Origin of the sequence: Polynucleobacter sp. JS-Fieb-80-E5 (assembly GCF_018882015.1) — a bacterium.
Classification (GTDB): domain Bacteria; phylum Pseudomonadota; class Gammaproteobacteria; order Burkholderiales; family Burkholderiaceae; genus Polynucleobacter.
The window spans coordinates 98,723-121,034 of sequence record NZ_JACVPH010000008.1 but is presented as its reverse complement, the minus strand read 5'-3'; the positions used below and the strand labels follow the sequence as shown (position 1 = coordinate 121,034).

Below are 22,312 nucleotides of genomic sequence, written 5' to 3'. Positions count from 1 at the left end.
CTAGCTGGCGTGTTTGCCGCGCCCGGTAGTACGCCATGGCTGGCAAGGAGTGCAACCGCCTGCTCTTGAATTTGGGATGGCGTACCGCCCTGGCCGCTCTTGAGCGCCTTAAAGTGCTGGTCGTAGTGATGCGCCAGTCGATTCATCTCCAAAAGCATTTGCGAGTGAATAGATGGCAGCTTGTGGCGCACGATCTTCTTATGACCGTAAAAGCGCTGCAGCGCCCTAGGGATAGAGCGCTGGAAGTAGTGCTGCCCGTTGTTGTTAAAGTAGTATTTGAGTTTCACAGTGATATTCTGCGTGGAAATTAATAGCATGCCAACCTCTACATAAAACTACATAAATTCCGTAGAGAAATGGCTGTTAAACTCTTGATTTATATGGCTACTTGGGAAGTGTCACGTACCCTTCCTGGGCACCAAACAAGATTTAACAGGGATTGATGACGCTCTGCGCTCGATACTATAAGGCTGCTATGGAGTTAGCTAGCCTTTGTCTACAAAACCACCCCAGACAAATATAGCTGCTGGGCCTTTTTATTGTTACGCAATAGCCCTTAAGCCTTTTGCCCAATTTCAAAGTTCGCCAACTTCTCTAATGCCCTGACCATGGCTGAGTGGTCCCACGCTTTACCGCCATGGGCTGAGCAGGAGTTAAAGAGCTCTTGCGCTGTTGCGGTATTCGGTAAAGAAACGCCTAAGGCTCTAGCGCTATTTAAAGCTAGGTTTAAGTCTTTTTGATGCAGTTCAATCCGAAATCCAGGATCAAAGGTTCTTTTGACCATGCGCTCACCATGCACTTCTAGGATCTTCGAGCTGGCAAAGCCACCCATTAAGGCTTGGCGTACCTTAGCGGGATCGGCCCCGGCTTTGGCTGCAAAGAGGAGCGCCTCAGCAACGGCTTCAATATTTAAGGCCACAATAATTTGGTTGGCTACTTTAGCGGTTTGACCATCACCATTGCCACCGACTAGATTAATGTTTTTACCCATCAGCTCAAAAACAGGTTTGACCTTCTCAAAGACCTTGTCATCCCCACCGACCATGATGGACAAGGTGGCATTTTTAGCACCCAACTCACCACCCGATACTGGGGCATCTAAGTAATCACAGCCTAGGGCATTGATCTTTTGGGCAAATTCTTTAGTGGCGATCGGAGATATAGAACTCATATCAATCACGACTTTGCCCTTAGATAGTCCAGCAGCAATGCCTTTGTCCCCAAACAGGACTTTTTCCACATCCGGGGTATCAGGCACCATAACAAAGATCATGTCCGCTTTGCTAGCGACTTCTTGGGGAGAAGCACAGGCAATAGCTGCTGTAGAAGCTAAGCTATCTGGCACTTTAGTGCGGGTATTAATAAATACCTCATGACCAGCATTAACCAAATGACCCGCCATTGGGGCACCCATGATGCCAAGGCCAACAAAGCCTAACTTGAGTTTGCTCATTTTTTGATTCCTGCTAATTTTTATTTATAGTTATTTAAGCGTAAGCGCTCTCTTGATACGAATGCTCATAACGATGCATCCATCCTAGACCAGCAGCTGTATTTTTTAGTGGTTTGTATTCACAACCAATCCAACCCTTGTAACCAATCTGGTCTAACAAACCAAACAAATACTCATAGTTGATCTCGCCAGTACCCGGCTCATTACGTCCTGGATTATCGGCTAACTGGATATGCGCTATACGGGATAAGTGTTTTTGCATCGTGTTAGCAATTTCACCTTCCATGCGCTGCGCATGGTAGATGTCATATTGCAAATACAAATTATCCGAACCAACCTCATCCATGATGTCAATTGCTTGCTGGGTCTTGGATAAATAAAATCCAGGGATATCAAAAGTATTGATTGGCTCAATGAGCAATTTGATATTGGCTTTTTTTAATTGCTCGGCAGCATATCTCAGATTACTGACAAAGGTTTCATGTACTAGCTTGCTATCGACTCCCGCTGGCACTTTACCAGCCAAACAATTGAGCTGGCCTACATTGAGGTAGGTGGCATATTCTATTGCCTTGGCAACGCCAGAGCGGAACTCTTCAACACGATCTGGATGACAAGCAATACCACGCTCACCCGCATCCCAATCTCCTGCAGGCAGATTATGCAACACCAACTTCAGTGCATAGGCATCAAGGTTCGTTTTGATTTCTTCTTTTGAATATGGGTATGGAAACAAAAACTCTACCGCCTTAAATCCACCAATTCGCGCAAGGGCAAATCGATTCAAAAACGGATCTTCGGTAAATAGCATAGTTAAATTTGCGGCAAAACGTGGCATAAATAATTCCTGTTATAAAAGTGATTGATTCTTATGCCTGAAGAACAGCTGTAGGCGCATCTTCAATAGATTGCGCTAAAGGCTCAAACTCATTGATATTATCGATTTCAGTGCCCATAGCGATATTCGTCACACGCTCAAGAATCACCTCAACCACGACAGGTACTTTGAATTCAGCAATCCAAGCTTCCGCTTGTGCGATTGCCGGAGCCAATTGCTCTTCGCGCTCTACACGAATCGCCTTACAACCCAAGCCCTCAACTACTTTTACGTGATCAACACCATAACCTTTCAAAATTCCAGCACTTTCTGGGATGTTCACGTTGTCAAAGGCCAATTGAACGCAATAGTCCATTTCAAAGCCACGTTGGGCTTGGCGGATTAATCCCAAATAGCTGTTATTGACCAAGATCTGAATAAACGGCAACTTAAATTGAGCACCAACAGCCAATTCCTCAATCATGAACTGAAAGTCATAGTCGCCAGATAAGGCAACAATCTTTCTTGATGGATCAGCAGCACGCACACCCAAAGCAGCAGGAACTGTCCAGCCCAAGGGGCCTGCTTGACCACAATTAATCCAATGACGTGGTTTAAATACCTTTAAGAATTGTGCTCCTGCAATTTGAGATAAGCCGATAGTACTTACGTATGTCACGTCTTCACCAAATGTCTGAACCATTTCCTGGTAAACACGCTGCGGCTTCATCGGTGAGTCGCTAAAGTTAGTCTTACGCTGATAGTCAATTGAATTTTTTCTATCCAAGCACTCAGAAGACCAGTTGCTTCTATCTTTGAGTTTGCCTGCCTTTTTCATTGCGCTTGCTACTTCAACAAACATCTCTAAGGCCAGTTTTGCATCAGAAACAATGCCAAGGTCTGGAGTGAAGATACGGCCAATTTGAGTAGGCTCAATATCTACGTGAACGAACTTACGTCCCTTGCAATAAACCTCTGTAGAGCCTGTATGGCGATTCGCCCAGCGATTACCAATACCCAATACAAAGTCACTTGCAAGCATCGTGGCATTGCCATAGCGATGTGAAGTCTGCAATCCAACCATACCCGCCATCAATGGATGACTATCTGGAATGGAGCCCCAACCCATGAGAGTGGGAATCACTGGAATGCCGGTAATTTCAGCAAACTGTACTAACAAGTCAGAGGCATCTGCATTGATAACACCGCCGCCAGCAACAATCAATGGCTTCTCAGAAGCATTGAGCATTTCTAATGCTTTTTCAATTTGATTACGAGTAGCCGCAGGCTTATAGGCTGGCAAAGATTCATAAGTATCAATATCAAACTCGATTTCAGCCATTTGTACGTCTATTGGCAAATCAATCAATACAGGACCTGGACGGCCAGAGCGCATCAAATGAAATGCCTGCTGAAATACGCGTGGAACCAATGCAGGCTCTAATACAGTGACTGCCATTTTTGTTAATGGCTTAGCAATTGAAGCAATATCAACCGCTTGAAAATCTTCTTTATGCAATTTCGCACGTGGCGCTTGACCAGTAATGCATAAAATAGGAATACTGTCGGCTTGCGCAGAGTACAAGCCTGTAATCATATCGGTACCGCCAGGGCCTGATGTGCCAATACAAACACCAATATTGCCTGGTGCAGCGCGGGTATAGCCCTCAGCCATGTGAGATGCACCTTCAACGTGTCTTGCTAATACATGAGCAATAGACTGACGCTCTCTCATCTGAGCGTACAAAGGGTTAATAGCAGCGCCTGGTACACCAAAAGCTTGGGTAACACCCTCTTTTTCCATTACCAAAACTGCTGCCATTGCGGCTTTCATCTTTGCCATGATTTATCTCCTATATTTGCAATGAGTGAATGATCTTCAAATTTGACCGACTTGAGAACCTCAGCAAATCTATATCTAGTATTCCGTAGTGGAATAGTGTAAAAAGTGCCTATCAGCCACTAAAAAATTGAACATGGATCGCGTACAAGGCATATCGCTCTTTATTCGAGTTGTTGAAACAGGCTCTTTTAGCAAGGCCGCAGAGGATTTAGGCATTACTCAGCCTACAGCAACCAAATTTGTTGCCAGCATGGAAAAACGCTTAGGCGCCCTTTTATTGCACCGCAGCACAAGAGGGGTCACCCCCACCGAAATCGGCAAAATTTATTACGAGAAATGCAAAGGGATTGCCCGAGAAATTGAAGAAGCGGATGACTTGGCATCGCTGATGCAATCGAAGGTGCGAGGTAAGCTCACGATCAGCTCCTCTGTGGCCTTTGGACGACGTGTCCTCATGCATTCTATTTTGGAGTTTATGTCACACCACCCTGAGCTAGAGGTCAACCTGGATATGGATGACCGCTACATCAACCTAATTGAACAAGGAGTGGATCTGGCTATCCGGATGCGGCGTCTTCCAGATTCCTCTCTTGGCTCCCGCTTTCTAGGCTTAAATCCCTGGGTCTTAGTAGCCAATCCTAAATACCTTAAAGATCATCCCGCCCCAAAGAAACCTGAAGATGTTCGCAACCATCAAGCACTGATTTACACCACCACCCAAGGCGATCATCGCTGGAGCTTTACCAACAAAAACAATCAAAGCGAAATTATTGAAGTCAAAGGTCCATTCACCTCGAATAATCTATCTTCCATTTTGGCTGCTGCAAGGGTTGGCATGGGTTTAGCAGCAGTTCCCTGGTATGTAGCTTACCAATCAGTCAAAGACGAGGTTCTTGAGCCCGTGATGCAAGATTGGTCTCTCCCCGCTCAAGAAATTCATGCGGTTTTTTCATCGCCAAAACATGTGCCGACTAAAGTGAGTCAATGTATTGATTGGCTACAGAGTCAATTTAAAGGCGAATGGTGGAAAGGTATTGAGGCTGGTAAAGCGGAATAAAAAACCCCACCGCAAAGGATGGGGTAAATCATTACATAGGTACTTCATGACTTCGATATTTAAAGCTCAAGCAGCCATAGGTAAACTCAAACGCCCTTGAGATGATTGAACTTTGGTATTCAGTAATTTAGTCAAAGCAAATACAGTACTGAGGCAAGGTGTGGGAGTTTCAGTAATCCGCCCTAGTTCAATCACCGAACCCAAAAGAGCGTCAATTTCCAAACTATTGCCAGCCTCTAAGTCCTGCAGCATAGACGTTTTATGCTTACCCACTTTTTCAGCTCCGGCTATACGACGATCAATGTCTACCCTGAAGACTATACCTAATTTTTCAGCCAATCTTTGTGCTTCGGCCATCATATTGCGTGCTAAATCATTGGTTAATGGATATTGACAGATTCCTTCTAAATGTTCATGAGTAAGAGCGCTAATTGGATTGAATGTCATATTGCCCCATAACTTCAACCAAATCTCACCCCGTATATCTTCCAATATTGGTGATTTAAATCCAGCGTCAGTCATCATTTGCGAGATGACTTTCACACGTTCAGACACCGTGCCATCAATCTCACCAAGCGGAAAGCGATTGCCCTCTACATGACGAATAACCCCAGGTGACTCAGTGTAAGTAGCTGGATAGACAACGCATCCAAGAATGTTGTTTGGATTAATTTTTTTCATAATCGCGCCACCCGCATCTACTGTTTCAACGGGATGATCCTGGTATCTACCAGATAGCTTTTGGAAATACCACCATGGAATTCCATTTTGTAATGGGATTAGAACGGTATTCGGACCCATGATTTTAGCCAGGTCATCGATAACGGGCTCTACTTGATGGGCTTTCACTGCCAGCATCACCACATCTGGCGTTTCAACATCAGTAATTTTTGAAACCGCTTTGACCCTAGCAACGAGGGGTTGTATCTCCCCCTCCATGTAAAGGGTTAGTCCATTTTTTTGTATAGCCTCGAGAGTTTCTCCTCTAGCGACAATAGTGACCTGATTACCAGCTCTAGCCAACTTTGTAGCAAGATAACCACCTATTGCTCCGCCACCACCTATTACACAGATTTTCATATAGACCCCCATAAGAACAAAAAATGTTGATATCAGGATCATCCACAAAGAGAATAAATCTGAGAAGTGAATAGATTTAATATCTCATATTCCGGCAAGGAATAACCCTCTTAGCAGTATCTTTAGGGGATCCTTGACTACTTCAGGGGTCTAATCGCTCCACAACTTACCTGCCGTAGCCCAATCGGATTTCTTAACGTCCTGATAAATAACGTCAACAGATTCTGCAGAGCAACCCATAATTTTGACCGCTGCCTCGGTAATTGCTTGAGCGTATTCACGCTTCACATCCTCACTACGACCTTCAAATAGCTGAATTTGAATTAATGGCATCAGTAATCTCCTTGGTTTGTATTTAGCTTTGTGCTTTACTTTGTATTCAATAAACCTAGATAGGCTGGCCATTCAAACTGACCTTCAGTATCGCCATCGCAACATAACTGCTTATACGTTAACTGACAGATTTCAGGCGCCGGGATGATGACATTCTCCATCGAATCGGCTAGTAACTGTATCTTGCAAGCCTTATCTAGTATGTCCATTAGATAAAATGCCTGCTGAATGCTCGATCCGCAGACAATACCGCCATGATTTTGTAGTAACACAGCCTTTTTATCTCCAAAGGTAGCAATCAGTTGCCCCTGCTCCTTAGCAGAAAACGCTAAGCCCTGATAAGGATGGCTTGTAATATCGCCATAAAAGCGCAAAGCGTGTTGTGAGATTGGGAGTAAGCCCTGCTTTTGCGCAGATACTGCAATAACGGAGTCTATGTGTAAATGCATGACACAAAATGCATCAGACCTTGCCATATGTACCGCTCCATGAATGGCAAAACCCGATTTGTTTACAGGCCCTACACCTGAGAGGATCCCGCCTTGAAGATTTACTTTGACAAGATTTTCAGGAGTGACCTCATCAAAGCGTAAGCCAAATTGATTTATTAAATATGCATCTGCTTCACCTGGTACACAAACTGAGATATGGGTATAAATACCATCATCCCACCCTTTAAATGCAGCGAGTTGATAAGCGGATGCTAAATCAATGCGCACTTGCTTTTCAGCCTGAGAAATTGTCACAATTTATCCATTAAGCAATTAATAGTGTATCTACAAGTTTCCTGAGATTTACTCTTCCCAAGGAAATCTATCACGAGATAACTGCTCCATGATCTCACGCTTAGAAAGTGTCGATTTTCTTGCGCCATTGATCTCATCCTCCTTCACTGACGCGGCATTATGAGGGCCTTCCTCAGAGGAAGCAGGCTTATCAGGCTCAATAGAATAGGTGCTTTTGGGAATATTTTTCACCATAGAAATATTCTATTCCATTTTAATTAGGGTAGATGGAGCCCAAAGTCATTATTGACTTTAAATTAGCTTTAAGATGAAGCACCTAACCCACTTCCATTCCCATTCGCTTACACATTGACTGAACAAATAGACTCCACTCTCCTCAAAAAAGAGAGCAAAAAAACTGCAGGCATTAGCCTCTTTTCGGCCACCGCCCTGGGCATCGGAGGAATGATGGGTGCTGGGTTGTTTTCTCTTTTGGGTACTGCTAGTGCTCATGCGGGCTCACATATTCCCCTAGCCTTTTTACTCGGGGCTTTAGCTGCCTCATTTTCTGTCTACTCTTACGCTAAATTAGGCGCTACTTTTCCCAGCAGCGGAGGCGCCGCCACATTCACGGTGATGAGCTTTGGACCTGGGGTCATTTCTGGCGGCCTGAATATATTCCAATACATTGCCTATCTGATTGCAGCCGCTCTTTACGCTGCTGGGTTCTCTGAATACGCAAACACTTTACTGGGCGGAAATCTAACTTCACTAGAAGTAAAAATAGTTGGCGCCGTTATTGTCATTCTTTGTACCGGCATTAACTTATTGGGCACCAACATTGTTGGCAAGGCAGAAATGCTAGCGATTGGCTTTGTCACACTTGCCCTACTTCTATTTTCTGTTGAAGGCATTCATGTGGCCAATATTGGTGCGTTTCACTTTTCTGGCTGGTCTCTCAATGGCATTGCGATTGCTACCGGTATCTTGTACATCAACTACCAAGGCTTTGGGGTTGTGACTAACTCTTCCAATGCCATGCGAGAACCGCAAAAAGAGCTGCCTCTTGCCATGTTCTCGGCACTGATTTTAGTAACGACTGCTTATGTACTAGTTAGTACCGCAGTAATAGTGCTACTTTCGCCCGCTCAAATGGCAATCTACAACGGTCACGTATTGGCCGATGCAGCTCAAATCGTATCCGGGAAAGTAGGGTTTGTTGTGATTGGTGCCTCTGCCCTTTTGGCCTGCGCTGCTGCACTTAACGCCACTATTTTTGCCGCATCCAATATTGCAGCTGATATGGCACACAAAAATTCTGTTTCTAAGGCATTAGGGGACTCGGTCTTAAAAACAGAGTTCAGAGCTCTAACCGTATCCGCATTTTTAGTGATTGCTTTGGTCTTGGCATTTCCGCTAGATGTTGTGGGCAAAATGGCGAGTCTTGCCTTTTTGTTGGTGTATGCCGCCATTACTTACGGACACATTCGAGTACGCAAACAAACTGGCGCAAAACTATGGCCACTCTGTGCCGCAATCGTCATTAACCTGAGTTTGTTTACTACCCTATTTATCAATGTGATCGAGACTGCGCCCAATAGTGCAATTGCTCTAGTGATCGCCCTAATCGGATCTTTCGTAATTGAAGCAACTTCTCGTCAATTTCTGAGGAAGAAATTAAAGCCCCATTGAGCGGTGCAAAATTTTAGATTTCATCTCCACCCATAGACTTTCAAAATCTTCGGTCTTGTCTTCTGATAGCTGAATCGGCTCAAAAAGGCCACCAAAGATGATGGAACCCTTCTTCACCAAGGTCTTATCAAACTCACCCAAGGATATCGGCTTATCGTCTATATCCCTAGTGAGCTGGGCTGAGCAGACAATCGCCTCCGCATCATCCCGATCAATGACTGCAAACTCAATAAACTGTTGATTTTTTTCAACAATGACCAAGGTCCCGCGGGCGTAGCAAACGGCTTCATGTGCTTGCACGATGTATGCAAGAAATTGATTCTGCTCATCGTCACTCTTCATGGGAAGATCATCAATAAAGAATAGGTATTGATCTCCCTCGCTATTTACCAAAGTAAACACCTTTGGAACAACTCCATGCCCCAATGCTAAATTACGGTAATAAGAAGAAATTTCTACGGCGAGATTTTCAGAAAATAAGTGCATAGTGATTCAGGAAAATATTACTCTTTACGAGTTTTAATAGATTCGATAATTTTATAGAAAGAGTCGGGCTGTACTGAATTCTGACCCTTAAACGGCTGATCGGTTATCACCAACAAAGATATCAGCGCACCCATGGTAATAGGCAAAATCTTCAGTCCCAAGAAGAATGAATCTGAAGGCAAAAAGAGAGTATTAATGCCCATCAAGGCAAACATACAGATCAAAATGACTATCCAAAATAAGCCCGGTAAACGGATATTGGCACGTTCGATACGAGCCTCCCTGCTCTCAGCAACCTCTTCAGATTTTTTGATGATATCGGTATACATTGCCGTTTGACGATTGGTTTGGGGTTCGATTGACATGAGTTTTCTAGAAATTCCGCGCCACAACATGTGCGTCTTAGTGCTACCTTCACCCTTTTGCAATAGAGCCCACTCGTCATTCACAATGGAGTTCATATATTCAAATAGCTCAACACGAATAGGCGCTATAGATGGATCACCAAATCGCGTGAGTAAACGATCTAAGTTATTAATACGTCCAGCCTCTTGTGATACTAGAGTTTGCACTTCACGAAAATTGCTTTGGGCTTGATTGAGCAAAAAACCAATCAAGAGACCACTAAGTGTGATGATGGATCCAAAAAGACCCAAACCTAATCGAGTGCTATCTTGTGTAGGCGCAAAGATCGGGATGTGTTGCAAAGCACGCGGCATCACATCGAGCAAAGTAACAAAAAAGATAATCAGCAATATCAGAATTTGGATATTACTTCTTCTGTATATCCAATTAAAGAATAGGCTTTCTTTGGAAGGAGTATTCATAAGACCTAGCTATTAATATTTTTTTGTAGAAAATTGAGCGTACGCTCCCAGGCCAGCTTCGCTGCTTCAGCGTTGTACTTTAGCGGAGCCAAACCGCGTGCATCCGATTTAGGGTTTGCAAAGGCATGCTTTGTATCGTAGCGGTGAAATTCATAATCCACGCCTGCTTGTTTTAGCTTTTGCTCTAACTGGTCAACACCAGCAATTGGGAAGAACTCATCATGCATAGCCCAGTGGCCTAACATCGGCTTGCTAATGGCATCCGCATTAACATATTCCAAAGGAGGATTGCCGTACCAAACTATAGAGGCATCGAGCTCCGGCACATTGCAAGCAGCCAAAATGGTCAGCGCACCACCCATACAAAATCCGGTTACTGCTACCTTTGCGCTACCAGTAGCTTTTAAGTACTGAACTGCGCCTCGAATATCTTGACCAGCCGCATCACCAAAGTTCAGGTCACCCATTAAATGCTCAGCTTCATTAGCTTCAATCGCCAACTTGCCACGATATAAATCCGGAACTAATGCGCGATACCCTGCTTTAGCAAGACGATCAGCAACCGCCTTCACCTCATCATCAAGACCCCACCACTCCTGAATAACGACCACGCCAGGAGCAGTTGATTTATCCACTGGCTCAGCCAAGTAACCCTTTACCTTCTGTCCATCGGGTCTTTTAAATTCAATCATGAGGTCTCCTTATGTTCTTTAGTTCTTTAGTTCTTACGCTTTTTTCGTATCCGAATGAATATATCCCACAACCCAAAAAGTGAGCAAGCCACAAACGGCAGCCCCATAACCAACTAGGTTGTAATGCTCCATCCTGCCATTAGTTGTAATTGTGACCACCAGGCCTGCTACTACTGATGCTATGCCGGAAGCTAACATCTGAACTGAGCCAATTAAGCTCATAAAGGTTCCCCGAATTTTGGGCTCTACCATTTGGCTCACAATAGCCATGGCCGGAATCATTCGGCCAGAAATCAAGACAAAGAAGGCGGTCTGATTAACAAGTACCACCCATAAAGGAACCGGTATTAAATTGGTTGTTACTAGGATCGGTATCAAACTAATGATCGCTAGTATGCGAAATACTTTGACCTTGCCATATTTATCCGCGATGTGTCCAATAAATCTAGAGCTCATCAAAGTCGCCAAACCACCACAAAGATAGATCAGGGAAATGTAGGAATTTTCGATCCCAACGTTAGCGGTGAGATAGAGGGCAATATAAGGAATGACAGTAAATCCAGTCAGCATAATTAGCCCCACAAACAGAAAGGCGCGTAAATGACGATGGGCAACAAAGACTTCGTAGATTTGCTTGAAGCGACTACCCTCCTGGACGTGATGCAAATGTCCAGAAATTTTAGGGATATAGCGATATCCAATCAATAGAATCAATATGGAGATGAGTCCAATAAACATAAACGGAGCGCGCCAGCCTAAAAAGCTAATGTGGTTGGCCAAGAACAAACTCAAAGGCACGCCTGCAACGGTTGAAACTGAGAAAGCAGCCATGACGGTACCCAGTGCCTTGCCTCTGCGCTCAAAAGGAATGCTATCAGCCACAATCGTCTGTACCAAAGATCCTAGAATGCCTCCAAAGGCACCTGCGCATGCACGGGCGATAAATAGCATGTGATAGTTTGGAGCAAACCCACAAGCTATCGTTGCAATAATGAAGCAAACATACAAACGCAGAAGCAACTGCCTCCGCTCAAATCGATCAATGTAATAGGTGGTAAATACACCTGCGATCGCAGCGGCAAAAGTGTAAGAAGACAGCAGCAGACCAAATTGATGCGTATTGATATTGAGCTCCCGAATGAAATCAGGGCCCAATGGCATCATGATCATGAAATCCAGGATGTGGGTGAACTGAATACCCGCCAATGAAAATAAAAAGAAGCGTTCTTGCTTCTTCATTTCAGCTGTGTGGAGGGCGTTATTCAAGGGATACTTTACTTGGGTTATTTGATATACCATTATCAACCCTGGTAAGAATATTTGCTGATCTGAACTTGATTAATATCTCAATAAATTTATGCTAATCACCCCTGACGCTATAACTCAATCAACCCTGGTGGGGATTCCTCTTCTCCCTCTAGTTAGGGATACTTTATTTGGAATAGCGGGCCTGATCATTATTCTATTTTTTCATGGCAGTGGCATTAATTTTGTCATCATGCGTTTTGAGAAATTTACCAATCAAAACCTCAAGAAAAAACAATATGACTGGGTATTTTTTCATTTCTACCTATCATTTCTCTTCATTGCCATTATTCATCTGATAGAGATTGTTATCTGGGCGGTTTACATTACGCAGATAGGATTAATTGACGATGGCATACAGGCTCTCATGTTTGCGGGAAGTTGCTACACCACAGTAGGATTTGTTCCAGACATCCTACCAATGGGCTGGAAAAGTCTAGCCTTCTTTATTTCCTTCTCGGGATTGTTCTCCATTGCCTGGACCACTTCGGGCATGATTGGAATGACTAACTCATATAAGGCTGCCTGGAATCTAAAACACCATCAGGGCGATCCCACTAGCTCTTAATATAGTAACCATAGACACAGCGATTTCCACCTCTGGATGGGTCGTGTGTATCGTGAATCACGCCATCAATAATTGCAGTGAGATGCTTGGAAACTTTAGCAATCAGTACCGCCTTGGGAAGTTCCTCGGGGCGTAAATGAACCCGACAGCCCGCCCCTACTTTCATGGTGGGCACCCATTCAAAACCCAAACCCAAAATGTAATCATGAAATACATTCCGGTGATTACCATTTCTGGGTGATGCGCCTTTTGCATTGAGCCTTTTAGCAAGACGATCATTTTTGAGTTGGGCGTAACTCTCATTTGCCAGTCTTAAATCTTCGTAGACCTGCATATAAGGTAGGCTTGCAGCAATTGCAATTGATCTCACAACGCAATCTCCTGCGCCGCCTTTAAAGCCAGCCGCCTCCCTGCCGCCATCATTTAATTGAAATGGAAACTGGGACGATTTAGAGAAGGGGTTTAGGAATCCAAACATTTGACTGTGCCCAATAAAAAATGGATTTGCTTTATGGGCAAATCCATTCTTACTTAAAGCGTCGGCTAAATTACTTAGCGTGTGCCTTCTTTACCTCTAAGCGCCATGCGTGCAACAAAGGCTCTGTGTAGCCGTTAGGCTGCTCAAGACCTTTGAAAATCAAATCGCTAGCTGCTTTAAAAGCATAAGAATCTTGGTAGTTAGGCATCATCGGCTTGTAGAGAGGATCGCCAGAGTTTTGTGCATCAACAATTGTGGCCATTCTTTGTAGAGCCTCTTCTACTTCTGCTTTAGTTACGTATTTGTGCAACAACCAGTTCGCAATATGCTGACTAGAAATACGCAATGTTGCGCGATCTTCCATCAAACCTACGTTATAGATATCAGGCACCTTAGAGCAACCAACGCCCTGGTCAATCCAGCGCACCACATAACCCAAAATACCTTGGCAATTATTATTAAGAGATTCGCGAATCTCCTCTTTAGTCCAATCAGGATATAGTGCAATTGGAACAGTCAAGAGATCATCGGTTAAGGCATCATATTCGGCGGCAGTATCTAGTATTTCCATATCCGCTTGGATCTTAGCAACATCAACCTGGTGATAATGGATTGCATGCAAAGTAGCAGCGGTAGGCGATGGCACCCAAGCGGTATTCGCCCCAGCTAAAGGGTGTGCGCCTTTTTGCTCTACCATTTCCTTCATGAGATCTGGTGCAGGCCACATGCCCTTACCAATCTGTGCACGGCCACGCAGACCACAATCTAAACCTGCCAATACGTTACGGCGCTCATACGCTCCAAACCATTTAGCAATCTTCATCCTGCCTTTGCGAACCATTGCGCCACCATGCATGCCGGTATGCATTTCATCACCGGTACGATCCAAGAATCCAGTATTAATAAACGCAACGCGAGCACCAGCTGCAGCAATGGCCGCTTTGATGTTGACGCTCATGCGACGCTCTTCATCCATGATGCCCAACTTAACAGTGTTCTCAGGCAAACCAAGCAGTTTCTCAACACGACCGAAGAGCTCACTAGCAAACGCCACTTCTTCTGCGCTGTGCATTTTGGGCTTAACTATATACACAGAGCCTTTACGTGTATTGCCAATAGTCTGAGTCGCTGGGCGATTAATGTCGTATAAAGCAATCAATACGGTTACTACTGCATCTAAGATACCCTCAAAGATTTCCTTCCCTTCACCAGTAATGATGGCCGGATTAGTCATCAAGTGGCCAACGTTACGCAGAAACAAGAGTGAACGACCATGCAGCGTCACAATGCCATCTTTTGCGTTGGTCGCACCAATGCCAGCTTTATATTGACGATCGGGATTGAGCTTACGAGTAAATGTTTTGCCGCCCTTATTCACTTCTTCAACCAAAGTACCCTTGAGAATGCCTAACCAGTTTTCATAGGCCACTACTTTGTCATCACCATCAACGACTGCTACCGAATCCTCTAAATCTAAAATCGTTGAGAGCGCTGCCTCAAGAACTACATCATTCACGCCCGCTGGATCAGAAGCGCCAATGGTCTTAGTCTTATCAATTTGGATATCAATATGAATACCGTGATTGCGCAACAAAATAGAGGATGGCGCAGAAGCTTCGCCTTGGTAACCAACAAACTGTTTCTCGTCAATTAAACCAGTGGTGCCGCCATCTTTTAACTTCACTGAAAGTTTATTGTCGACAACGATATACGCAACAACATCACCGTATAAGGCCTTGGCCAAAGGGGCTGCTTGATCTAAAAACTGTCGAGCATAGGCAACTACTTTTGCTCCACGAATAGGGTTGTATGCCCCATCTTTACCAGCGCCATCTTCTTCTGAAATAACGTCCGTCCCATATAGAGCATCATACAAAGATCCCCAGCGGGCGTTAGCAGCATTTAAAGCATAGCGCGCATTGAGCACCGGAACAACAAGCTGAGGGCCAGCTTGAAGTGCGAGCTCATCATCCACATTCTGAGTAGTTGCCAAAATGTTGGCGGGTACATCATCGATGTAGCCAATTTCCTGTAAATACTGACGATATGCAGGCATATCTTTGATTGGACCTGGATTGGCTTTATGCCATTTGTCCAAATCCAATTGCAGACGATCACGCTTTGCAAGCAAAGCCTCATTTTTTGGAGTTAAGTCTTTAACGATTTCATCAAAGCCTTTCCAAAAATCGGCACTCTTAATACCAGTGCCCGGAAGCACTTTGTCTTCGATAAAACGATATAAGGGGGTTGCCACTTGGAGGCTATTGCAGGTAGTGCGCGCAGTCATGTTGATGTCTTCTTAAGCAAAAGTTAATAAATCGGTTTGGTTAATAAATGATTAAATATTTTCCATTAATCCTGGAAGGGATGCTGGAGGAGAATGGTTTCATCACGCTCTGGGCCTGTAGATACCATTGCAATCGGCTTACCAGCCACTTCCTCAATACGACGGAGAAACTTTTGGGCTTCAGCGGGCAACTTATCCCACTCGCGAATGCCGAAGGTTGTACCCTTCCAGCCCGAGAAATCCTCATAAATTGGCTCGCAACGAGCAACTGATTCTGCACCACGTGGCAATACATCTAACTTCTTGCCATCAAGGCTATACCCAACGCATAAGCGAATGGTTTCAAGGCCATCAAGGACATCTAGCTTAGTAATGCAAAGACCAGATAGGCCGTTGATCTGAATCGAGCGCTTCAATGCAGCAGCATCTAGCCAACCAGTACGGCGTGGACGGCCAGTGACGGAACCAAACTCTTTACCCACTTCAGCCAAACGCACACCAATCGGATCTTGCCTTACAGGGTTGTCATGGTCATATAGTTCACTTGGGAATGGGCCGGCGCCAACGCGAGTGCAGTAAGCTTTCGTAATACCTAAAATGTATTGCAAGGAGTCAGGGCCAACACCTGAACCTGCAGCAGCATTACCTGCTACGCAGTTACTGGAGGTTACATAGGGATAGGTGCCATGATCGATATCGAGTAGTGTGCCTTGCGCACCTTCGAATAACAAGTTTTGACCAGATTGCTCCGCAGCATACAAAGCGCTGGACACATCTACCACCATGGGCTTGAGACGCTCTGCATAAGACATTGCTTCGGCTAAAGTCTTCTCATAGCTGACCGGCTCAGCACCATAGTAATTCGTGAGCATGAAATTGTGATATTCCAAGTTCTCACGCAACTGCTCTGCAAATTTTTCTGGGTAGAACAAGTCTTGCACACGCAAAGCACGGCGAGCTACTTTATCTTCATACGCAGGTCCGATGCCACGGCCAGTTGTGCCAATCTTGGCCTCACCACGCTTCTTCTCGCGAGCATGATCAATAGCTACGTGATACGGAAGAATTAAAGTGGTTGCTTCAGAAATTTTAAGACGGGACTGAACATCTAAACCAGCGGCTTCCAGCTCGCCGATCTCTTTAAAGAGCGCCTCTGGTGAAAGCACCACGCCATTGCCGATATAGCAAATCACGTTTTTATGCATGATTCCGGAAGGAATCAAACGCAAAATGGTCTTCTTGTCGCCGATGATTAAGGTATGGCCCGCATTGTGCCCACCTTGAAAGCGCACTACTGCTTGTGCATGGTCAGTCAACCAATCTACTACCTTACCTTTGCCTTCATCACCCCACTGAGTGCCAATGACAACTACGTTACGACCTTTAGTTTGCTGCTTTGAAGACATAATGAAATCCAAAAAGATAATTACAAAATAAGTTAACTACTTAACGTCAAATTGATTGCTTTACTTCTTTTTTACTTCCCAAGAACTGCCCTGCTTAACCAGCTCTCGATCACATTCATACTCGGCAGCTTCAGCTACCGCTCCTACTGGAATCTGTATCACTACTTCGCCCTGACCTCTCAAAGTGGTGATTGCCTTGCTTAACGCAGCATCCTCAACCCAAGGAGCCAAGATAGCCAACTTACGCACATTCATGGGTGACAAGTTTGCTAGAGTCAAAAGATCTAATGAGAACCCAGTTGCAGGACGAGGACGGCCAAAAGCCTGACCTACGTGATCGTAACGACCACCTCTGGCAATGGGCTGAGGCAATTGATCTACGTAAGCTGCGAACATCACACCACTGTGATATTGGTAACCACGAAGATCCGCCAAATCAATGCTGAGCTCTAAGTTGACAGAAAACTTCGCTGCAGCTGAAACTAAACGCTCAAGATCTGCCAGCGCCTCATCAATCGCTGCGTGTTTAGGCAATACCCTCTTCGCTTTGGCCAACACTTCTGAGCATGGGCCATTGAGTTCAGTGAGGGCCATCAGAGCTTCGGATACTTTCGTAGGCAGGCAAGTGGCCCACTGGCTTAAGCGAGGACGATCCTTGCTTTGCAGAAGGCTATATAAAGCTTCAACCGTTGCTTTATCCAAATTCTGGCCATCTAAGATGCCCGCCAAAATACCCGCGTGAGATAAGTCGAGATAAACCTTTTCTAAGCCTGCAACAGATAGCGTTTTGAGAAGCAAGGTGATTGCCTCTAAATCAGCTTCCCAAGTCGCACAACCATAAATCTCGGCGCCCAACTGCAATTCTTCGCGCGCTGAGCTCCCAACTGGTGTGCGAGCGTGCGCAACAGATCCGGCATAGCAAAGACGAGTAACGCCATCACGATTTAAGAGGTGCGCATCAATGCGGGCTACTTGCGGCGTTATATCAGCACGCAGACCTAAAGTACGGCCAGAGAGTTGATCCACTAATTTGAAGGTCTGCAGATTAAGATCAGAACCAGTTCCGGTCAACAGAGAGTCCAAAAACTCCAGAATCGGAGGCGCAACCAACTCATAGCCGTAGGATTGATATAAATCCAAAACGGCACGACGCAATGACTCCACTTTTCGAGCCTGTGCAGGCAAAACGTCTGCAATATCTTCAGGAAGTAACCAGCGATTCATGATGAGGACTATTCGCTTTCTTATTTTTTGTGCAGGAACTTGAAGAACTCGCCATTCGGTTCAACCACCATAATGTCCTTCTTGTCCTTGAAAGAACTTCTATAGGCTTCTAGGCTTTGATAGAACTGGGCAAACTGAGGATCGCGCCCAAATGCTTCCGCATAGAGTGCTGTTGCTTTAGCATCGCCAGCACCTTTAATCTTTTGGGCATCGCGATAGGCTTCTGCCAAGATCGTATCGCGTTGACGCTCTGCATTCGCACGAATCTTGTCGGACTCTGCAGCACCAGTGGAGCGGAGCTCATTAGCTACACGCTTACGCTCTGCTTCCATACGACGATAAACAGAATCACTAATTTCCGCTAAGAGATCAACACGCTTCAAGCGCACATCAACAATCTCTACACCGATATCAGCAGCATCATCAGCCACTTTTTTACGAATACCCTGCATCACCTCTTCACGCTGATCAGAGATTAACTCACGCACAGTGCGTTTCGTAAACTCTTCATTCAGGGCGGAACGAACTAATTGGGTTAAGCGGTCCTGAGCTAAGCGCTCATCGCCTTTGAAGCTAATAAAAAACTTCCGTGGATCAACAATGCGCCACTTCACATAAGAATCTACTAATAAGTTTTTCTTCTCAGCAGTAATGAAGCGCTCTGCTTCTGGATTATCGATTGTCAAAATACGGCGATCAAAGAAACGCACGTTTTCAAATGGCGCCGGAAACTTCATTTGTATGCCCGGCTTCTCAATCACGCGAACAATCTGTCCAAACGAGAACACCACGGCAAACTTACGTTGATCAACGACAAAAATACTAGAAGACAGAACATAAATCAGCGCAATAAAGCCAATACCTGCTGCGATTAAACGATTGGCATTCATTATCTAGACTCCCGATCACGACTACGGAGACCATCACGTTTATCGGGAGAGTTATTCACAGCTGACGCTGGGGTTGCAGGAGCGGCACTGGAAGTTGGGGCTGGAGCATTTACTCCAGTGGCACCACCAACTGTCACGCTACCAGTTGGAGTGTTGGTGCCAGACTGATTTGTCTGTGTATTTGCCGCTTGCGCACTTTCAGCACTCACCTGTGCAACGATCTTATCAAGCGGAAGATATAAAAGGCTATTGCTCTTGGTGGTATCAACCAAGATTTTGGTCACGTTGTTATACATCTCACGCATGCTATCGATATACATACGATCACGCGTTACTTGTGGTGCCTTTGCGTACTCCACCAAAATTTGCTTGAAGCGCGTGGCATCACCCTCTGCAGTAGCAACTACACGGGCCTTGTAGCCTTCAGCCTCCTGAATAAGACGGGCTGCCGTACCTTTGGCGCGCGGAATAATGTCATTAGCGTAAGCCTGGCCTTCGCTCTTCAAGCGCTCCTGGTCTTGACCCGCTTTGACTGCATCGTCAAACGCTGCTTGAACTTGTTCAGGCGGTTGAACGTTTTGCACAGTCACACTGGTCACATATATGCCCGTTTTGTAGCTATCCAAAATCTTCTGAATTGAGTTGGCTAAATCAATACCAATCTTTTCGCGCCCCTCATACAGCACGGTATCCATTTTGCTGCGGGCAACAATCTCACGCACTGCAGTTTCTGCCGCTTGCACAACTGCAGTATCAGGATCACGATTATTAAATAAATAATCTGTAGGGTCCTTGAGGCGGTATTGCACAGCAAAGCGCACATCGATGATGTTTTCATCTTCTGTGAGCATGGAGGAATCTTTTTGATTGGTAGCCTTGATCAATACAGGGCGACCGACCTCTACCGAGCGAACGCCTGAGAGATTGACAGTCTCCTCAGATTGAATCGGCCAAGGCATGTGCCAATTAATACCCGGCTTAGCGGTGTAATCGTATTTACCAAAAGTCAGAATAACGCCAGCCTGCCCTTCTTGAATAATGAAGAAGCCACTGCAGATCCACACAAAGAAGACCAGCGCCCCAGCAACCAGAATGCTTGCTTTCGATCCAAATGGATTGCTGAAATTAAAGTTAGGCGTATTGATGCCGCCACCACCGTTACCGCCATTTCCGCGTTGCGAAGGTGGAGGAATATCAGTGCTGTTTGGTTTATTCGTTGGCTTACTAGTAGGACCGCCTGTTGCGCCTGGGGTTTTCTTGCCGCCAAAGATGCCAGCAATTCTGTCATTGAAGTCGCGCCATAGCTCATCCAAGTCTGGTGGGCCGTCTGGCTTAGCTGACTGATTCGTTGGCTGAGTTTCTACCGGTTTATTGGTTTCTGGATCGGCTTTTGGGGCTTGTTCATTTCCCTGCCCATCTTTGGCATCTTTGGATCCACCGGCATTGTGGCTATTGCCCCAACCTGGATCATTGACCGAAAACAGGTCGAGAAATTTACGCATCATTTGAAAAATAGCTTCGCTTGGCAATCGGATTAAATTCAGAAGTTTCTGGTCGTTCGGGTAAAGGCTCTAAAAACTCATCCGGGGCCAATTGCTTCTTGGCACGGTTGTGCTCGACCCTTATTCTATCAGTCATTTGGGAGCATTCGGCCAAGGCTGAACGGAGTAAATCAAGACCCAAGCCCGTCTTGGCTGACAGGAAAACCTGGCTCGGAATACCCTCCCCATCCCGCTCTAAAACAGCCCCACGGGTGAAGGTTTGAGGCATCTGGTCGATCTTATTCATAACCTCTATACGGGGGATGTCATCTGCCCCAATTTCCTCCAAAACCGCCTCAACTTCCACTTTTTGTTCCCTAGCTACGGGACTACAGGCATCAATGACATGCAAAATCAGGTCGGCATGGATGGTTTCATCCAAAGTAGCCCTAAAAGCCTCTACTAACTGGTGAGGCAAATCCCGGATAAATCCAACCGTGTCAGAGACGACAATGGAACCAACCCCTTCCAAATGGACCCTTCTAGAGGTGGTATCCAGGGTGGCAAATAACTGGTCAGCAGCATAAGTCCCAGCTTTGGTTAGGGCATTAAATAAGGTCGATTTACCAGCATTGGTATACCCAACCAAGGAGACTGAAAACACATCTCTACGGTTTCGGGAACGTCTTTGGGTTCTTTGCTGACGCTGCAACTTTTCAAGCTCATTTTCCAAGCGCTTCGCTTTAGTCGCCAACATCCGGCGATCTAACTCCATCTGCGTTTCACCAGGGCCGCCACGAACACCAATTCCACCACGTTGACGTTCCAAGTGACTCCAAGCTCTTACTAAACGTGACATGCGATAGCGGACTTGTGCAAGCTCAACTTGAGTCTTACCAATATGACTTTGCGCTCTTTGGCTAAAGATATCCAAAATCAAGCCAGTGCGATCCATTACATGAAAGCCAATGTGACGTTCTAAATTACGTTGCTGAGTTGGGGATAGTGGGTGATTAAAGATGGCAAGCTCTGCGCCTTGCTCCTCCATCACCCTCTTGAGTTCGTTAGCCTTGCCCGAACCAATAAACAAGGCAGGGTCAGTCTTGCCTTTACGTGCAATAACGCTGGCTGCAGGTATAGAACCGGCGCTGTCAGCCAAAAGACTGAGCTCAGCCATGCTATCCGCAAAATCCTCGCGTCCTGTATCTACACCAACCAGAACGGCGCGTGCCGCATCTACTCCAGTTTTATACAGGGCTAGCTTCTTCCAAACGGAAATCAATCGCACGAGCGGGAACGATCGTGGAGATTGCATGTTTGTAAACCATCTGTGTCACGGTATTACGCAAGAGGACAACATATTGATCAAAAGATTCAATATTGCCCTGTAACTTAATACCGTTTACAAGATAGATCGAAACAGGAACATGCTCTTTGCGCAAAGCATTGAGGAAAGGATCCTGAAGTAATTGAATTTTGTTGGGGTTGCTATTACTCATACTGCTCCTTAATTATTTTTTGCTTAATTACTTTTTTTGGGAGTCTTGCTTTTTTTATTAAATACCAATTTACTGCAAACCTTTACTAAAAAACATTTATTGCAAACTACTCACTCAGCCCTCTATATTGGGCTGATTTTCGAAAAAATCAAGCCCATTTCGAATGATG

Annotated in this window: 23 protein-coding genes; 4 read left to right on the top strand and 19 right to left on the bottom strand. The window is 45.3% G+C overall.

What is annotated here, in order from left to right; genetic code table 11:
* Positions 1-35: 35 nt before the first annotated feature.
* The gene (locus ICN44_RS11805; RefSeq protein WP_216264113.1) at positions 36-311 is read left to right on the top strand and encodes a hypothetical protein; all 276 of its coding nucleotides are present in this window, start codon (positions 36-38) and stop codon (positions 309-311) included.
* A 245-nt stretch (positions 312-556) separates the two neighbouring features.
* Here ICN44_RS11805 and glxR read toward each other — a convergent pair whose 3' ends face one another.
* Genes glxR through gcl form a run of 3 tightly spaced genes read right to left on the bottom strand, consistent with a single transcriptional unit; the run spans position 557 to position 4,113 of the window.
* Positions 557-1,453, bottom strand: coding sequence for a 2-hydroxy-3-oxopropionate reductase (gene glxR / locus ICN44_RS11800; protein WP_216234482.1), 897 nt, complete (start codon positions 1,451-1,453; stop codon positions 557-559).
* 34 nt (positions 1,454-1,487) lie between these two features.
* Positions 1,488-2,291, bottom strand: coding sequence for a hydroxypyruvate isomerase (gene hyi / locus ICN44_RS11795; protein ID WP_216264112.1), 804 nt, complete (start codon positions 2,289-2,291; stop codon positions 1,488-1,490).
* A 31-nt stretch (positions 2,292-2,322) separates the two neighbouring features.
* Entirely contained in the window at positions 2,323-4,113 is a 1,791-nt protein-coding gene (gene gcl, locus ICN44_RS11790; protein WP_216264111.1) for a glyoxylate carboligase, read from the bottom strand.
* A gap of 133 nt (positions 4,114-4,246) precedes the next feature.
* On the opposite strand from gcl, the gene ICN44_RS11785 reads away from it, so the two are divergent.
* Positions 4,247-5,170: a LysR family transcriptional regulator gene (locus ICN44_RS11785; RefSeq protein ID WP_216264110.1), complete on the top strand. Its 924-nt coding sequence runs from the start codon at positions 4,247-4,249 to the stop codon at positions 5,168-5,170.
* 66 nt (positions 5,171-5,236) lie between these two features.
* On the opposite strand, the gene ICN44_RS11780 is transcribed toward ICN44_RS11785, so the two are convergent.
* The 4 genes from ICN44_RS11780 to ICN44_RS11765 form a co-directional block, all read right to left on the bottom strand.
* Entirely contained in the window at positions 5,237-6,250 is a 1,014-nt protein-coding gene (locus ICN44_RS11780; RefSeq protein ID WP_216264109.1) for a 2-dehydropantoate 2-reductase, read from the bottom strand.
* Positions 6,251-6,400: 150 nt separating this feature from the next.
* Positions 6,401-6,583 carry a 4-oxalocrotonate tautomerase gene (locus ICN44_RS11775; protein ID WP_216234487.1) on the bottom strand — a complete coding sequence of 61 codons (183 nt, stop codon included), beginning with the start codon at positions 6,581-6,583 and terminating at the stop codon, positions 6,401-6,403.
* Positions 6,584-6,618: 35 nt separating this feature from the next.
* Positions 6,619-7,329: a class II aldolase/adducin family protein gene (locus tag ICN44_RS11770; protein ID WP_370624903.1), complete on the bottom strand. Its 711-nt coding sequence runs from the start codon at positions 7,327-7,329 to the stop codon at positions 6,619-6,621.
* A gap of 48 nt (positions 7,330-7,377) precedes the next feature.
* Positions 7,378-7,563: a hypothetical protein gene (locus ICN44_RS11765; RefSeq protein ID WP_216234488.1), complete on the bottom strand. Its 186-nt coding sequence runs from the start codon at positions 7,561-7,563 to the stop codon at positions 7,378-7,380.
* Between the two features lie 114 nt (positions 7,564-7,677).
* On the opposite strand from ICN44_RS11765, the gene ICN44_RS11760 reads away from it, so the two are divergent.
* Entirely contained in the window at positions 7,678-9,000 is a 1,323-nt protein-coding gene (locus ICN44_RS11760; protein WP_216264108.1) for an APC family permease, read from the top strand.
* Here the strand turns inward: ICN44_RS11760 and ICN44_RS11755 are convergent.
* The 4 genes from ICN44_RS11755 to ICN44_RS11740 are packed head-to-tail and all read right to left on the bottom strand — an operon-like array spanning position 8,986 to position 12,244.
* Positions 8,986-9,486 (bottom strand): hypothetical protein, encoded by a 501-nt coding sequence (locus ICN44_RS11755; RefSeq protein WP_216264107.1) that lies wholly within the window; start codon positions 9,484-9,486, stop codon positions 8,986-8,988. The genes ICN44_RS11760 and ICN44_RS11755 overlap by 15 nt on opposite strands.
* 17 nt (positions 9,487-9,503) lie before the next feature.
* Positions 9,504-10,313 (bottom strand): DUF4239 domain-containing protein, encoded by an 810-nt coding sequence (locus ICN44_RS11750; RefSeq protein ID WP_216264106.1) that lies wholly within the window; start codon positions 10,311-10,313, stop codon positions 9,504-9,506.
* Positions 10,314-10,318: 5 nt separating this feature from the next.
* Positions 10,319-11,005 carry a dienelactone hydrolase family protein gene (locus ICN44_RS11745; protein WP_216234492.1) on the bottom strand — a complete coding sequence of 229 codons (687 nt, stop codon included), beginning with the start codon at positions 11,003-11,005 and terminating at the stop codon, positions 10,319-10,321.
* A gap of 33 nt (positions 11,006-11,038) precedes the next feature.
* Positions 11,039-12,244 (bottom strand): MFS transporter, encoded by a 1,206-nt coding sequence (locus ICN44_RS11740; protein WP_216264105.1) that lies wholly within the window; start codon positions 12,242-12,244, stop codon positions 11,039-11,041.
* A 118-nt stretch (positions 12,245-12,362) separates the two neighbouring features.
* Between ICN44_RS11740 and ICN44_RS11735 the strand changes: the two genes are divergently transcribed.
* A complete protein-coding gene (locus tag ICN44_RS11735; protein ID WP_216264104.1) occupies positions 12,363-12,878 on the top strand; it encodes a hypothetical protein in 516 nt (171 codons plus the stop codon).
* On the opposite strand, the gene ICN44_RS11730 is transcribed toward ICN44_RS11735, so the two are convergent.
* From ICN44_RS11730 to hfq, 8 genes are all read right to left on the bottom strand, one after another.
* Entirely contained in the window at positions 12,868-13,356 is a 489-nt protein-coding gene (locus ICN44_RS11730) for a hypothetical protein (protein ID WP_216234495.1), read from the bottom strand. The two genes, ICN44_RS11735 and ICN44_RS11730, sit on opposite strands and share 11 nt — an antisense overlap.
* 70 nt (positions 13,357-13,426) lie before the next feature.
* The gene (locus ICN44_RS11725; RefSeq protein ID WP_216264103.1) at positions 13,427-15,643 is read right to left on the bottom strand and encodes a malate synthase G; all 2,217 of its coding nucleotides are present in this window, start codon (positions 15,641-15,643) and stop codon (positions 13,427-13,429) included.
* 65 nt (positions 15,644-15,708) lie between these two features.
* The gene (locus tag ICN44_RS11720; protein ID WP_216264102.1) at positions 15,709-17,049 is read right to left on the bottom strand and encodes an adenylosuccinate synthase; all 1,341 of its coding nucleotides are present in this window, start codon (positions 17,047-17,049) and stop codon (positions 15,709-15,711) included.
* Positions 17,050-17,109: 60 nt separating this feature from the next.
* Positions 17,110-18,273 (bottom strand): ATP phosphoribosyltransferase regulatory subunit, encoded by a 1,164-nt coding sequence (locus tag ICN44_RS11715; RefSeq protein ID WP_216264101.1) that lies wholly within the window; start codon positions 18,271-18,273, stop codon positions 17,110-17,112.
* Positions 18,274-18,293: 20 nt separating this feature from the next.
* Entirely contained in the window at positions 18,294-19,163 is an 870-nt protein-coding gene (gene hflC, locus ICN44_RS11710; RefSeq protein ID WP_215359844.1) for a protease modulator HflC, read from the bottom strand.
* Positions 19,163-20,668, bottom strand: coding sequence for an FtsH protease activity modulator HflK (gene hflK, locus ICN44_RS11705; RefSeq protein WP_216264100.1), 1,506 nt, complete (start codon positions 20,666-20,668; stop codon positions 19,163-19,165). The genes hflC and hflK overlap by 1 nt, the downstream gene beginning before the upstream one ends.
* Positions 20,658-21,959 carry a GTPase HflX gene (hflX, locus tag ICN44_RS11700; protein WP_255537614.1) on the bottom strand — a complete coding sequence of 434 codons (1,302 nt, stop codon included), beginning with the start codon at positions 21,957-21,959 and terminating at the stop codon, positions 20,658-20,660. Before hflX ends, hflK begins: the two co-directional genes overlap by 11 nt.
* Complete coding sequence (hfq, locus tag ICN44_RS11695; protein WP_072582173.1) at positions 21,892-22,143, bottom strand: RNA chaperone Hfq; 252 nt, start codon at positions 22,141-22,143, stop codon at positions 21,892-21,894. The genes hflX and hfq overlap by 68 nt, the downstream gene beginning before the upstream one ends.
* Positions 22,144-22,312: the final 169 nt, after the last annotated feature.